Source organism: Nocardiopsis sp. NPDC006198 (assembly GCF_040613895.1).
GTDB lineage: Bacteria > Actinomycetota > Actinomycetes > Streptosporangiales > Streptosporangiaceae > Nocardiopsis > Nocardiopsis tropica.
Window position 1 is genome coordinate 1 of the sequence record NZ_JBEXSY010000103.1, and the last position, 14244, is coordinate 14244.

Below are 14244 nucleotides of genomic sequence, written 5' to 3' on the forward strand. Positions count from 1 at the left end.
GCCTGGACGGCGGCCCCTAAATGGTAGGGCTTGAGCTCGCACTACCGCGGGGTGAGCGCGACGAGCCGCCGGGGCCTCCCCCCGTCCGTCGTGTCCCGGCCCTCCGGGCCGGGCGTCCCCCTCAGTCGGCCCTGATCACCGGGATCATGCCCGTGACGGCCTCGGCGCCGCTCGGCACCGGGTCGGGCAGGACGGAGCGGATCCGGCGCTGGATCTCGCGGGTGATCTTGTCCTGCTGCTCCCGGGCGTCCAGCACGAGGTAGCGGTCGGGGTCGGCCTTGGCCAGCTCCAGGAAGCCCTTGCGGACCCTGGAGTGGAACTCCACCGACTCGGACTCGATGCGGTCGGCGGGACCGCCCAGGCGGGCGAGCCCGTCCTCGGGCCGCACGTCCAGCAGTACCGTCAGGTCGGGGACCAGGCCCTGGGTGGCCCAGGAGCTGATGTCGCGGATGTCCTCGACGGACAGGTCGCGTCCCGCGCCCTGGTAGGCGAGCAGGGAGTCCACGTAGCGGTCGCTGATGACGACCGCGCCGCGGCGCAGTGCGGGCAGGATCTCCTGCTCGACGTGGTCGGCCTTGTCCGCGGTGTACAGCAGCACCTCCGCGCGCGGGGTGATGTGCGAGTTCTCCCGGTCCAGGAGCAGACCGCGCAGGCGCATGCCCAGCTTGGTCGCCCCCGGCTGGCGGGTGCCGATGACCTCGAAGCCCTGCTCGCGCAGCCACACCGTCAGCTCGCGCACCTGGGTGGACTTGCCCGCGCCCTCACCGCCCTCGACCACGATGAACGCGCCGGAGTGGACGGCCGCCTCCCCCTCGCCGTCGCTGACCGCGACGCCCCGCAGGGCGGCGAAGAGCTCGGGGAGCAGGCCGGGGCCGGCGTCGGGGCGGTCCTTGTTCATCAGGCGGTAGCAGAACAGTGCCACGAGGACGACCAGCAGGCCGGAGGCCATCAGGACGACGCCGCCGCCGCGCAGGTCGTAGGTGAGCGGGCCGACCGGGATCGCGTAGTCGCCGACGAGCCCGGCGAGCAGGGGCGCCAGCGCCATGGCGGCCGGCAGCGCGACACGGGCGGCGCCGTGCACGAAGACGACCGCGCCCTGCCGGTTCTCGTCCCCGACCTCGTCGTCGAGCAGCGCCAGGCCGGTGACCCAGGCGATGCCCGCGCCCACGCCGAGGAGCCCCGCGAGGACGGCGATGAGCACCGTGTCCCCGACGGCGCCCGTGAACAGCAGGGCCAGGCCGGAGAGGGCGACGCTCAGGCCGAGCAGGCGCCTGCGGCTGAACTGCTTGAGGACGCGGGGCCCGGCGAGCGCGCCGAGGGCCATGCCCGCGAAGACCGCCGCGAAGACGGCGCCGAAACCGGCGTTGCCCGCGCCCAGCGCCTCGAGGTGGACGCGCGCGACGCCGATGACGGCGGCGCCGCCCGCGAGCGATCCGAGCAGGCCCGCCACGAGGCCGCGCGGGAGCGGCTCGCCCCCGGGGCGGCGGCCCGTCGCCACGACGCGGAGGATCCCGCTGTCGCGGATGCCGCTCCCGCCGTCCCCGGACGCCTTGTGCCCGGGGATCGGCAGCACGGCGACGACGGCCGCCGCGACGAAGAAGGTGAGGCCGTTGAGGTAGAGGGCGATGTCGGCCTCGGGGCTCGCCATGGAGGGCAGCAGCGCGCCGAGCACGTTGCCGACCGAGGCGAGGGCCGCGAACAGCAGGGCCGCGACCGGGGCCGTGCCGTAGGTGGTGAGCAGGTTCAGCCGTTCGGCCTGCGGCAGCAGCCTGCGGGGGACCAGGCCGGGGACGGCGGAGTCCTTGGCCGGCGTCCAGAACAGGGCGGCGAGCTCCGCCAGGAGGCTGGCGATGAGCAGCCACTCCAGGGCGAAGCCCGGCACGAGGAGGCCCACGACGGGGATCGAGACGTACAGGAGGCCGCGCAGGACGTCGGTGGCGACCATCGTCCACTTGCGGTCGAGGCGGTCCGCGACCGCCCCGGCCAGCGGGCTCAGCAGGATCGGCGGGGCGAGCTTGATCACCACGACGCCGCTGACGGCCGCGTACTGCACGAGCGTGGAACCGCCGGCGGTGAAGATCGCCGCCAGGGACATCAGGGCCAGGAGGCTCAGCCAGTCGCCCAGGCTGGAGAGGGAAAGCGAGATCCACAGCCTGCGGAAGGGTGTGATCGCGAGGACGTTTCGCGCCTCGACTGGCGCTCCGGGTGCAGATCTGCTCATAGCGCTCAAGATATCGGTGAGGGGGAAAGGGAACGACGGACACGGGATCCGTCCCAGAATTCGGTGGATGACGCCGGGGGGCGCACACGATTCTGCGTCCTCGGGAGTCACGCCCACACTAGTACGGAAGATCATTGCCGAACAGGGGTGGAGACGGCCCACCCGGTGCGGACACGGAGATAGTACTCACCCGGGCACCCCTTCGGGGGACGCCCGGGTGAGCGGTGTTCTTCGGTTGTGGCCGCGGCCGGAGGAGGGGCCCTGCGGCGGCTACGGGCCGTTCCCCTCCGCCGGTTCCTCGGCGGAGGCGCGGGGGACGCCGGTCTTCTTGGCCGGGGCCTTCTTGGCGGCCGTCCTGGTGGTCGTGCCGGTCTTCGCCGCCGTCGCCTTCTTGGCGGCCGGCTTCTTGGCCGCGGGCTTCTTCTTGGCGGGCGCCTTGGCGCGGCGCTCGGCCAGCAGCTCCGAGGCGCGCTCGTCGGTGATCGACTCGACCTGGTCGTCCTTGCGCAGGGAGGCGTTGACCTCCCCGTCGGTGACGTAGGGGCCGAAGCGGCCGTCCTTGACGACCATCTTGGCGCCCGACACCGGGTCCTCGCCCAGCTCGCGCAGGGGCGGGGGCGCCGCGCGGCGGCCCCGCTGCTTGGGCTGGGCGAAGATCGCGCGCGCCTCGTCGAGGGTGACCGTGAACATCTGCTCCTCGGTCTCCAGGGAGCGGCTGTCGGTGCCCTTCTTGAGGTAGGGGCCGTACCGCCCGTTCTGCGCGGTGACCTCCTCGCCGTCGATCTCGCCGACCACGCGGGGCAGCGACAGCAGGCGCAGCGCGTCCTCCAGGGTGACGGTGTCCAGGCTCATCGACTTCAGGAGCGAGCTGGTGCGGGGCTTGGCCTTGGCCTTGGCGCGCTTGGGCCTGGCCTCTCCCTCGGCCTCCTCCGGCTCCTCGATGACCTCGGTGACGTAGGGGCCGAACCTGCCGGTCTTGGCCACGACGGGGCGGCCGGTCTCCGGGTCGGTCCCCAGCTCGCGGTCGCCGCTGGGCTGGGCGAAGAGCTCCTCGGCCTTGGCCTCGGTCAGCTCGTCCGGCGCCAGGTCCTCCGGCACGTTCACCCGGACGCCGTCACGGTCCAGGTAGGGGCCGTAGCGGCCCACCCGCAGCACGATGTCGGTGCCGGGGAGGGGCACGGAGCTGACCTCCTTGGGGTCGATCTCGGAGAGGTGGTCGCCCACGAGCTCCTTGAGACCGGTCTCCCGGCGGCCCTCCGTGTCCTCCCCGCCGAAGTAGAAGCGGCGCAGCCAGGGCAGGCTCTCCGCCTCTCCGCGGGCGATGTCGTCGAGCACGTCCTCCAGGCGGGCGGTGAACTCGTAGTCCACCAGGTTGCCGAAGTGGCGCTCCATCAGCTGCACCACGGCGAAGGCCAGGAAGGACGGCACGAGCGCCGTTCCCTTCTTGAACACGTAGCCGCGGTCGAGGATGGTGCCGAGGATCGACGCGTAGGTGGAGGGGCGGCCGATCTCCCGCTCCTCCAGCTCCTTGACGAGCGACGCCTCGGTGTAGCGCGCGGGCGGCCGGGTGCTGTGCCCCTCCGCCTCCAGGTTCTGCGCCTTGAGCGGGTCGCCCTCGGCCATCGCGGGCAGGCGGCGCTCGCGGTCGTCCAGGTCGGCGGCGGGGTCGTCGGACCCCTCCACGTAGGCCTTGAGGAAGCCGTGGAAGGTGATGATCTTGCCGGTCGCGCTGAACTCGGCGACCTCCCCGGTGGAGGAGGTCCCCTCGATGCGCACGGTGACCGACTCGCCGACCGCGTCCTTCATCTGGGAGGCGACGGTGCGCTTCCAGATCAGCTCGTAGAGCCGGAACTCGGGCCCGGAGAGGCCGGTCGAGGCGGGGGTGCGGAAGGCGTCGCCCGCGGGGCGGATCGCCTCGTGCGCCTCCTGCGCGTTCTTGACCTTCTTGGCGTACACGCGAGGCTTGTCGGGGAGGTAGTCGCCGCCGTACAGGCTGCGCACCTGGGAGCGGGCCGCGCCGACGGCGCTGTCCGACAGCGTGGTGCTGTCGGTGCGCATGTAGGTGATGTAGCCGTTCTCGTACAGCCGCTGGGCGACCTGCATGGTCTGCTTGGCGGACAGCCCGAGCTTGCGCGAGGCCTCCTGCTGGAGGGTCGTGGTGCGGAACGGGGCGTACGGGGAGCGGCGGTAGGGCTTGCGCTCGACCGAGCGGACCGAGAACCCGGCCCCCGCCAGGCGCTCGGCCAGGCCGCGCGCCGTCGCCTCGTCCAGCTGGCGGACCCCGCGGTCCGAGCGCAGCGCGCCCTGGGGGGTGAAGTCGCGGCCGACGGCGACGCGGGTGCCGTCCACGGAGACGAGGGTGGCGGGGAAGGTCGCCGGCCCCTCGGGGACGCCCGCCTCGCTCGCGTCGAAGAGCGCCTTGAGGTCCCAGTACTCGGCGGACGTGAACGCCATGCGCTCGCGCTCGCGCTCCACCACCAGCCGGGTGGCCACGGACTGGACGCGGCCCGCCGAGAGCTTCGGCATGACCTTCTTCCACAGCACGGGGGAGACCTCGTAGCCGTAGAGGCGGTCCAGGATGCGCCGGGTCTCCTGGGCGTTGACCAGGCGGGTGTTCAGGTCGCGGGTGTTGTTCGCCGCGCGCTGGATGGCGTCCTTGGTGATCTCGTTGAACACCATGCGGCGGACGGGGATCTTGGGCTTGAGCTCTTCCAGCAGGTGCCAGGCGATGGCCTCGCCCTCGCGGTCCTCATCTGTGGCGAGCAGGAGGAGGTCGGCGTCCGCCATGAGCTCCTTGAGCTTCCTGACGTGCGACTTCTTGTCCGCGTTGACGACGTAGAGCGGCTCGAAGTCGCCGTCGACGTCCACGCCGAGCCGGGCCCAGGACTCCCCCTTGTACTTGGCGGGGATCTCGGCGGCCTTGTTGGGCAGGTCGCGGATGTGGCCGATGCTGGACTCCACGACGTAGCCGCGCCCCAGATAACCGGCGATGGTCTTCGCCTTGGCGGGCGACTCGACGATGACCAGAGCGGTGCCCGCCCCCTGCCGTCCGCTGTCCTTCGAGCCGTTCTTGCCGGCGCTGCCCTTCGTGGGTGGCACGCTGTTCCCCTACGTCTAGCCTTACGTGATCTATCCGGCCGCGGTCTGTCGGTTCCCGTGGGAACCGACAGTAACCGAAACTCCAGGCACTCCCCCGTCGATGGGCGTGCGGGGCCCTCTCCGCGTGTGCGGGGTCCACCGCCCCGGGCAGGGCGCCCGGCTCACACCCACCGGCATCCGCAGAATAAGCGCTTCGCGCACCGGTACCGGTCCGTAGCGTACGCGAGCGGTCCTGGCAACGCCCGTCGGTCAACGGTCGCCGCCTTCGTCGAGCACCTGGAACCCGTCTTGCGAGTGACTTCGGTCACACTTACAAACGTCCGAGTGCCGATATCCCCCAGAATGCGGCGAGTCCTCCCGGATATTCCCGGGAGGACTCGGCTCACGTCCTGAGCCGGCGTCGTCACCTCCACCCTCCCGCAGTCCACCGCGTTCCAAACGGAACGGGAGTGCGGAGGCGACTCATCCTGCTCTGCGGACGCACACGGCACCGGTGTGCCGGAGCGGGGTCCCGCCCGGGGGCCACCGCCGTCCTGTGGGATTGGGCACCTCGCAGTCCACCGCGTTCCAAACGGAACGAGGCGCCGTCACCCTCCAGGCCGGTCGGCGGGCCCCCGGGCCCACCCCACGACGGTCGCTACAGGCCGACGCCCGCGGCGCCGAGCAGGGTGCCGACGGGGTCCACGCTCGGAGCCGGAGCGGGCAGCTGGTCCACGTGCTCGGGAGCGTGCTCCGCCACGGCCTGGTGCGTGGTCTCGCTCAGGGTGTAGTCGACGGGCAGCATCTGCGAGACGGGGATCTCGGGCAGGTCGCGCACGACCGGGGCGTCCTGCAGCACGCCCGACTGGTGCTCGGTCGCGCTCTGGTGCACGACCGCGGCGCCGTTGTCGGTGGAGCTGGCGCCCGCCAGGCTCGCGACGGCGGCGACGGCGTTGCCGGTCACGTTGACGGGGACGTCCGCGTGCGCGACCAGCTGGTTGCCGCCCACGGCCGAGCCGTTGCCCGAGGTGGCGACGTGGGGCTCCTCCTCCAGGACCAGGGCCCCGGTGTCGGTGGCCGCGGCGCCCGCGACGCCGCCCACGGCGCCGATCGCGTTGCCGGACACGTTGACCGGGACGTCCAGGGCCGCGACCAGCTGGTTGCCGCCCACGAGCGAGCCGTTGCCGGAGGTCGCGACGCCCGACTGGTGCTCCCGCTCGGCCGACTGGCGCAGGATGCCCGCGTCCACGCCGGAGGTGTCGGGCAGGATGCTGGCGTTCGAGACGGCCTCGTTGACCAGGTCCATCGCCGTGAGCCCGGCGGGGGCGGACTGGTGGTGACGGCCGCCGCCCTCGTGGACCAGGGCCCCGGTGTCGGTGGCCGCGGCGCCCGCGACGCCCGCCACGGCGCTGATCGCGTTGCCGGAGACGTTGACCGGGACGTCCAGGTCGGCGACCAGCTGGTTGCCGCCCGCGACCGAGCCGTTGCCCGAGGTGGCGACGTCCGGGTCGTGGTCGTGCCCGTGGTGCTCGTGGCCCTGGTGCACGACGTCGTAGCCGTCGTGGCCCTGCTGGTGGGCGTGGCCGCGCTCGTCGTGGCCGTGGTGGCCGTGGTGGCCGTGGTGACCGCCCTCGTGGACCAGGGCGCCGGTGTCGGTGGCCGCGGCGCCCGCGATGCCGCCCACCGCGGCGATCGCGTTGCCGGAGACGTTCACGGGGACGTCGCCGTCCACCACGAGCTGGTTGCCGCCCAGGACGGAACCGTTGCCCGAGGTCGCGACCTCGCCGCTGTGGTGGTCGACCACGGCGGCGCCGGAGTCCGTGCACTGGGCGCCGGACGTGCCCAGGACGGCGCTGATCGCGTTCCCGCAGACGTTGACCGGGACGTCGAGGTTGGCGACCGCCTGGTTGCCGCCCAGGATCGAACCGTTGCCCGAGGTCACGGGCTCGGTGTCGGCGAAGGCCACGCCGGTGCCCAGAGCGACGAATCCCGCCGCCATGAGCGCGGACTTCGCGGAGATGCTGGCCCACTTACGCATGTGGGGAGTCCTTTCGAGAAGACATGAAGACATGTTGAAGAGAACAGGTGTGCTTGTGCGTGCTTGTGCTCGGGCAACAGGCCGTGCCACATCCCTGGGTGGGGTGCAGGCCTCCGGCCGGGGCCGGGGATCATCCGGACGGCCTCACACCTGGGCGGTGCGTGCCGGCCGGTTCAGGAGAGCGCGCCGCGGTCGGCGCCCGCTGGTTGCGGGTGACGCGCGCGCCCCGTCGATCAGCTCCGCCCTGGTTGGGCGGCGGCTGACGTGAACCCCGAGCACGTGGCCTCGGCCGGTGCTACGGGACTCGCGTCAGCCCCCGGGCCGCGCGGGGCGGCCCGGGGAGCCGATCAGGAGCGGGCCCTGCGCCGCATCCCCGCCACGACCAGGCCGGCCCCGGCGGCGACCGCGGCGACCGCGGCGGCGACCAGGCCGAACAGGCCGGTGGAGTCGGCGCCGGTGACCGCGAGCTCCGCACCCGGGCCCTGCTCGGCGGGCTGCCCGAAGGTCTGCTCGGACCGCTCCTCCGCGGACTGCTCGAAGGACTGCTGGTCGGGCTGCTCCGCGGACGGTCCGGCCGGGGAGGCGGACGGGTCGGGCGCGGGCTGCTCGTCCACCGGCGCGGAGCTCTCCTCGGCGAGCCCCTCACGGTCCTCGGGGACCTCGGGCGGGACGCCCTGGCCGGGGTCCTCACCCTCGGGGGCCTCCTCCCCGGGGTTCTCGCCCTCGGTGGACCCCCCGCCGGGGGCCTCTTCGCCGGGGGCTTCCCCGCCGGGGGCCTCCTCCGCGCCCTCGTAGCCGCCCTTCGGCCCTCGGACGGAGGACGACTTGTCCTCGATGACGGCGGCTCCGGAGTCCGTGCACTGGGCGCCGGCGAGGCCGAGGATCGCGATCGCGTTCCCGCAGACGTTCAGCGGGACGTCGAGGTCGGCGTTGAGCTGGTTGCCTCCGCCGATGGAGCCGTTTCCGCTGGTGACGGTGTCGGCGTAGGCGGTTCCGGCGGTGGCGGCGGCCGTGGCGGCGATGAAGCCGGCGGTCACCAGGGCGGCGATACGTGCTTGTGTCTCGTGGGTCATCGCGTGTCCTTATGTCAGCGAGAAGGATCGGCTGGCTACACGTGTGACCGCGGTCGGAGAGCTTCAGGCTCTGGGAAAGCCGGTGAGAAGGCACGCCCGCCGGAGTCGGCGGGACGGCTGCGTGCGGGAGCGCACGGACCGGCCGCGGTCGGGAACGCGGCTAGTCGGGGGCGAAGCTGGGGTCGTCCGCGGCGTCGCGGACGACCAGGGTGGGGTCGCCGGGAAGGGCGACCCGCTGGGCACGGGGAGCCAGGTGGGCGGCCCGGGCCATCAGGAACCCGGCGGCGCCGGGCGCGGGGAAGGACGGGGCGGCGGCGCCGGTGGCGTCCGCTCCGGCCGAATGGTGCGAGCCGCCTCCGCCGATGAGGCGGATGCGCTCACCGGGGTCGTCGTCATGCACCCGCTCGGCCGCCTCGACGGCGGCCGAACTCCATGCGGACGGCACCGCGGAGGCGCTGGTGTCCGCCGCCGTACCGGGACGGGGCGCGTCGGCGCCCCGAGCGGTCTCGGCGGCGGCGCGCTCGACGGCGGGGCCGGCCGGGTCGATGGGGAGTTCGTCGGTGGCGGCGAGGACGGGCAGGCCCAGGGGGGCCGTCGCGTTCGCGGCCCCGTCGATGCCGCCCTGGACGACCCGTGTGGACTCGGTCAGCCCGGCGGCGACCGTGTCCACGAGTCCGCTGTCGCGCAGCGAGCCGTCGGTGGACCGCACCACGTCCTGACCGGTGCGGGCGATGCCGCCGACGAGGCTTCCCGCGCCGCGGGCGGTCCCGTCCACGGTGGCCGCGGTGTCGTCCACGACCCTGGCCGCCGCGGCTCCCGCCCTGCTCTCCTCCAGCGCGGACGAGACACCCGTCTCGTCCAGGGCGCGGGAGGGAAGGGCGGCGGCCCGGGGCGCCACGGCCCCCGCCAGCGAACCGGTCGCGGAACCCGCACCGGCGGCGGCGTCGGAGACCCGGGTCTTCCGGAGCTCCTGGGTCGCGGCCCGGCCGGCGTCCTCCGCGGTGTCGCCGACGCCCATGACGCGGTCGACGAGGCCGTCGGAGCCGGGAGCGGTGTCGCTGTGGGCGACACCGATCCCCCCGGCCAGCCAAGCGACGGCGACGATGCCGGACAGGAGCAGCAGACGGGCACAGGCGTTGCGGGACACACAGGCAGCGCGACCGGTCGACACCAGCCACCCCCTGCCCGTGAGCACCATGACGCCCTCTCGTTTCGCTGCCGCTGGACGGTCCCGTGCGGCTGGGCCGCCACGGTCGTACCGGTGCCGCTCCGACCCGCACGGAGGCGGGAGGGAGAACCACGACACCCTCGAACTCAAAGCAACCGTAGCATCACGTTGGGTGATGCAACACCGAAACGTGAACCGCGCCGAAAAAGTTTTCGGCGCGGTTCACCAGGCACGACACCGCAAAACGCGTCGAGGTCAGCTCAATCCGACGAAACGGTCCAGGACCCTGACGCCGAACTGGAGGCCGTCCACCGGGACCCGCTCGTCCACGCCGTGGAACATGCCCGCGAAGTCCAGCTCCGGGGGGAGCTTGAGCGGCGCGAAGCCGTAGTTGCGCACGCCGAGGCGGGAGAAGCTCTTGGCGTCGGTCCCGCCGGAGAGGCAGTAGGGGACGGCCTTGGCCCCCGGGTCCTCCGCCAGCAGGGACTCCGACATGGCGTTGACCAGGCCGCCCTCGAAGGGCGTCTCCACGGCCGGCAGGTGGTGGATGAACTCGCGGTCGACCTTCGGGCCGAGCAGCTCGTCGATCTTCGCGAAGTACGCGTCCTCGGTGCCCGGCAGGAAGCGGCCGTCGATCTGGGCGGTGGCCTCGCCCGGGATGACGTTGGCCTTGTACCCGCCCCCCAGCACCGTCGGGTTGAGGGTGTTGCGGAGGGTGGCGCCGATCATGCGGGAGATCGGACCCAGGCGGGCGACCGTGGCGTCGACGTCCTTCTCGTCGAAGGGGATGCCGAACTCCTCGCAGATCTCCTCCAGGAAGGTCCGCACGGTCGGGGTGAGGTCGAGCGGGAACTCGTGCCGGCCCAGACGCGCGACCGCCTCCGCCAGCTCGGTGACGGCGTTGTCCCTGTTGGTCATCGAACCGTGCCCGGCCGTGCCGCGCGCGGTCAGCTTCATCCAGGCGATGCCCTTCTCCGCGGTCTCCACCAGGTAGAGGCGGCGGTCCTCCTTCACCGTGAACGAGAACCCGCCGACCTCGCTGATCGCCGAATCGCAGTCGGCGAACAGGTCCGGGTGCTCGTCCACGAGGTACTGGGCGCCCCAGGTGCCGCCCGCCTCCTCGTCGGCGAGGAAGGCCAGGACGATGTCGCGCGGGGGGCGGCGCCCCTCCCGGAGCCGCTGGCGCAGCATGGCCAGGACCATCGCGTTCATGTTCTTCATGTCGACCGCGCCGCGGCCCCACACGCACCCGTCGGCGACCTCCCCCGCGAAGGGGTGGTGGGTCCAGTCCTCGGGCGCCGCGGGGACGACGTCCAGGTGGCCGTGGATGAGCAGCGGGGGGCGGGTGGAGTCCTCCCCCGTGATCCGGGCCACGACGTTGCTGCGCCCCGGGTGCTTCTCGTAGATCCTCGACTCGACGCCGACCTCGTCGAGCTTGGCGGCGACGTACTCCGCCGCCTTGCGCTCCCCCGGCCCCGAATGGTCGCCGTAGTTGGAGGTGTCGAACTCGATGAGCTCCCGGCACAGGTCGACGACCTCCACCTCCGCCGCGCTCAGGACCCTGTCTGGCTCTGCCATCTGACGCTCCCGTCCAGCCGCACCTTTTGCCGTGCTGTCCCCCCGACCCTGCCATGGAGGCCCCCCGGCGGAAAACCTGGTTCGTGCCACCCCAGACTTTTGCTATGGTTGACCTGTACGGCGCGGCAGGCGCCGGACACCCGGTCCGGGTGGCGGAATAGGTAGACGCGCTAGCTTGAGGTGCTAGTGCCCGTTAAGGGTATGGGGGTTCAAGTCCCCCCTCGGACACAAACAGAAGGCCCTGGTACCAGGGCCTTTTTTGTTGTCCGGGCCCTGTCGGCCGGACCCGCGGCGGGGCCGCGGTCCCTCAGGCCACCAGGCCGTGGCGGTAGGCGTAGACGACGGCCTGGACGCGGTCGCGGAGCGCGAGCTTGGCGAGGATGCGCGAGACGAAGGTCTTGACGGTCTCCTGGCTGATCACGAGGGCCCCGGCGATCTCCCTGTTGGAGAGGCCGTCCGCGATGAGGCGCAGGACCTCCAGTTCGCGGGGGGTCAGCGGGGTGTCGTCCGGGGAGCCCCCGGCCGGCCGGACACGGGCGGCGTACCTTCCCACGAGCTGGCGGGTCACCCCGGGGTCCAGCAGCGCCGCGCCCGAGGCCACGGTCCGGATGCCGTGCAGCAGCTGCCCGGGCGGCGCGTCCTTGAGCAGGAACCCGCTCGCCCCCGCGCGCAGCGCCTCGTAGACGTACTCGTCCAGGTTGAACGTCGTCACCACGAGCACCTTGACGGGCGCGCGCACCCCGGCGCCGGCCAGCAGGCGGGTGGCCCCGATGCCGTCGAGCACCGGCATGCGCACGTCCATCACCACGACGTCCGGACCCAGCCGGCCGCTGAGGTCGACCGCGGTCCGCCCGTCCCCGCACTCGCCCACGACCTCCATGTCGGGCTGGGCGCCGATGATCGTCACCAGCCCCGTGCGGATCAGCACCTGGTCGTCGCAGACCAGGACCCGGATCGGCGCGGTCACGAGCGGCTCCCCGCGGGTATGCGCGCCCTCACGACGAAGCCGCCCTCCGGCCCGGGTCCCGCCTCCAGGTCGCCGCCCAGGACGTCGACCCGCTCGCGGAGCCCGGCGAGGCCGCGCCCGCTCCCGCCGGGGGAGCCGGTCCGCGGGCCGGGGCCCTCCGTGCCGACCTCCACGGTGATCTCCTTCTCGCCGTGGCGCACCAGGACCGAGGTTCGGCTGCCCCGGGCGTGCTTGAGGGCGTTCGTCAGGGCCTCCTGCACGACCCGGAAGGCCACGAGGTCGGCGCCGCCCGTCGACTCGGCGGGGGCGCCCTCCTCGGAGAACTCCACCGGCTGCCCGGCCCGGCGCGTCTGCTCCACGAGCGTGAGGACCCGGCCGACGGGGGGCGTCCTGGCCCCGGCGCCGTGGTCGGGGTTGAGGAGGTCGAGCAGGCTCCGCAGGTCGGTGATGGCCCTGCGGCCGGTGTCGGTGACGGCGGTCAGCGAACCGTCGAGCCGCTCGGGGTCCGCGGTCAGGTAGCGCGCCGCCTCGGCCTGCACCACCATCGCGGTCACGTGGTGGGTGACGACGTCGTGGAGCTCGCGCGCGATGCGGGTGCGCTCGGCGGTGCGGGTGTCCTCGGCGACGCGGCGGCGGCGTTCGGCCTCCATGGCCCGGGTGGACCGCAGCCACGCCCCGATGCCCCACACGAAGGCCAGCGCCAGGTAGAACGTCGCGAAACCGACCGGCGTCTCGCCCGTGCCGAGCTGCGCGAGCGCCGCCCACAGCACCGCGTAGGCGGCCGTCAGGACGAGCACGGTGGCGCGCCGGCGCCGTTCCACGTGGGCGCCCGCGCTCAGCACCGCGATGGCCAGCCCCGTGCCGGCGAGCGTGTGGTAGCCCATGAGCTGGTCGACGGCGAAGCCCGCGGACACCAGGGCGAGGGAGGCGGCCGGCCACCGCCGGCGCAGGGCGAGCGGAAGGCACTGGAGGGCGATCGCCACGACGGCGAGCAGGTCGAAGGGGCGGTCGGGGACGCCCCCGAGCATCGTCCCGTGGTTGTGGAGCGACGGCACGAACGACGCGGCGAAGAACACCAGTCCCAGCGGGAGGTCCCGGACCGTGACGTCGAGGCCCCGCCACAGTTCCGCGGCCCGCCGTAGATCGATCACCGGAGGAAGTGTAGTGGCGGATCCGCCCCCGTCCGCGCGGCGGGGGACGGGGCCGCCGCGCCGTGCGCCCGGCCCCGGGCGGACCCGTGACGCGGTGTCACTGGTGGCGCCGCCGGGCGGGGGGAATACTGGGGGAGATCCCGCCGCCGATCCCGGAGAGCCCCGCATGGACACCAGACGCCCGCGCGTTCCGCCGGCGGTCGCCGCGGCCGCGGGTCCGCCCGTCCGCCCGGGGCCCCGCCCCCTCCCGGCCTCCCCGGTCCGCGCCCCGGGCGGGTACCGGTGACGCCGTCCCGGTCCGGGGCCCGCACGATGTCCGAGCACGCCGACGCGTCCCGGGGGGAGTTGCGCACCGTCAACCTCGGCATCGTGTTCGCCTCGCTCTCCACCGTGGGGGCGCTCCTGGTGGTGATCGACGCGCCGACCTGGTGGCAGGCCCTCGTCCTGGCCCTGGGGGTGGCGACGGCGGCGGTGACCGTCACGCGGTGGGCGGAGGGCCGCGTCCCCCGTGTCCCGTTCCCGGCCCTCGCCGTCACCGGGGCCGTGTGGCTCTTCGGGGTCCTGGTGGCGGAGACGCCGACCGCGTCCTACGGCTTCGCCGTCGTGGGGACCGTCGCCGTGCACCAGGCGCACCGCCGCCGGAGGGCGGCCGTGCTGGGGCTGGCCGGCTTCGTGGCCGCGGTCCTCGCGGCGAGGCTGGCGGTCGCGCCGGGGGAGGTCGTCGACACCCTGCTGGAGTACGTCGTCGGCTCCGCGGGCATCGCCGTGGTGGCGGTCGTCCTCACCTCCCTCACCCAGATGGTCTCGCGCCTCGTCGCGGAGCTGGAGGAGTCGAGGGAGCGCGAGGCCGAGCTGGCCGTGGCCCGGGAGCGGATGCGCTTCGCCAGCGACCTGCACGACATCCAGGGCCACACGCTGCACGTGGTCAAGCTCAAGACCGCGCTGGCCCGCCGGCTGGTGCGCACCGACA

At 73.4% G+C, this 14244-nt stretch carries 9 protein-coding genes and 1 tRNA gene; 2 read left to right on the forward strand and 8 right to left on the reverse strand.

Annotated features, from left to right (window positions below; translation table 11 throughout):
- Positions 1 to 121: 121 nt before the first annotated feature.
- The 6 genes from tmk to ABZ234_RS32955 all read right to left on the reverse strand — a co-directional run bounded on the left by tmk (position 122) and on the right by ABZ234_RS32955 (position 11156).
- On the reverse strand, positions 122 to 2221 hold the full coding sequence (tmk, locus tag ABZ234_RS32930) for a dTMP kinase (RefSeq protein WP_355014650.1): 2100 nt from the start codon (positions 2219 to 2221) through the stop codon (positions 122 to 124).
- Between the two features lie 270 nt (positions 2222 to 2491).
- Positions 2492 to 5320 carry a type I DNA topoisomerase gene (gene topA / locus ABZ234_RS32935; protein WP_355014651.1) on the reverse strand — a complete coding sequence of 943 codons (2829 nt, stop codon included), beginning with the start codon at positions 5318 to 5320 and terminating at the stop codon, positions 2492 to 2494.
- Positions 5321 to 5957: 637 nt separating this feature from the next.
- On the reverse strand, positions 5958 to 7337 hold the full coding sequence (locus tag ABZ234_RS32940) for a hypothetical protein (protein WP_355014652.1): 1380 nt from the start codon (positions 7335 to 7337) through the stop codon (positions 5958 to 5960).
- Between the two features lie 347 nt (positions 7338 to 7684).
- Complete coding sequence (locus tag ABZ234_RS32945) at positions 7685 to 8410, reverse strand: chaplin family protein (protein WP_355014653.1); 726 nt, start codon at positions 8408 to 8410, stop codon at positions 7685 to 7687.
- A gap of 160 nt (positions 8411 to 8570) precedes the next feature.
- The gene (locus ABZ234_RS32950) at positions 8571 to 9608 is read right to left on the reverse strand and encodes a hypothetical protein (RefSeq protein WP_355014654.1); all 1038 of its coding nucleotides are present in this window, start codon (positions 9606 to 9608) and stop codon (positions 8571 to 8573) included.
- A gap of 225 nt (positions 9609 to 9833) precedes the next feature.
- A complete protein-coding gene (locus ABZ234_RS32955) occupies positions 9834 to 11156 on the reverse strand; it encodes a M20/M25/M40 family metallo-hydrolase (protein WP_267946883.1) in 1323 nt (440 codons plus the stop codon).
- Between the two features lie 143 nt (positions 11157 to 11299).
- Between ABZ234_RS32955 and ABZ234_RS32960 the strand changes: the two genes are divergently transcribed.
- Positions 11300 to 11384, forward strand: a tRNA-Leu gene (locus ABZ234_RS32960).
- Positions 11385 to 11463: 79 nt separating this feature from the next.
- Here ABZ234_RS32960 and ABZ234_RS32965 read toward each other — a convergent pair.
- Entirely contained in the window at positions 11464 to 12123 is a 660-nt protein-coding gene (locus ABZ234_RS32965; protein WP_344177048.1) for a response regulator transcription factor, read from the reverse strand.
- Entirely contained in the window at positions 12120 to 13274 is a 1155-nt protein-coding gene (locus ABZ234_RS32970; RefSeq protein ID WP_355014655.1) for a histidine kinase, read from the reverse strand. The genes ABZ234_RS32965 and ABZ234_RS32970 overlap by 4 nt, the downstream gene beginning before the upstream one ends.
- 312 nt (positions 13275 to 13586) lie before the next feature.
- On the opposite strand from ABZ234_RS32970, the gene ABZ234_RS32975 reads away from it, so the two are divergent.
- The coding region (locus ABZ234_RS32975; RefSeq protein ID WP_355014656.1) for a histidine kinase at positions 13587 to 14244 on the forward strand (658 nt) is incomplete at its 3' end.

Excerpts from the sequence above, each read along its gene's own strand:
- ABZ234_RS32945 (WP_355014653.1), bottom strand. The coding sequence starts at position 8,410 with ATGACCCACGAGACACAAGCACGTATCGCCGCCCTGGTGACCGCCGGC.
- ABZ234_RS32940 (WP_355014652.1), bottom strand. The coding sequence starts at position 7,337 with ATGCGTAAGTGGGCCAGCATCTCCGCGAAGTCCGCGCTCATGGCGGCG.
- ABZ234_RS32950 (WP_355014654.1), bottom strand. The coding sequence starts at position 9,608 with ATGGTGCTCACGGGCAGGGGGTGGCTGGTGTCGACCGGTCGCGCTGCC.
- tmk (WP_355014650.1), bottom strand. The coding sequence starts at position 2,221 with ATGAGCAGATCTGCACCCGGAGCGCCAGTCGAGGCGCGAAACGTCCTC.
- ABZ234_RS32955 (WP_267946883.1), bottom strand. The coding sequence starts at position 11,156 with ATGGCAGAGCCAGACAGGGTCCTGAGCGCGGCGGAGGTGGAGGTCGTC.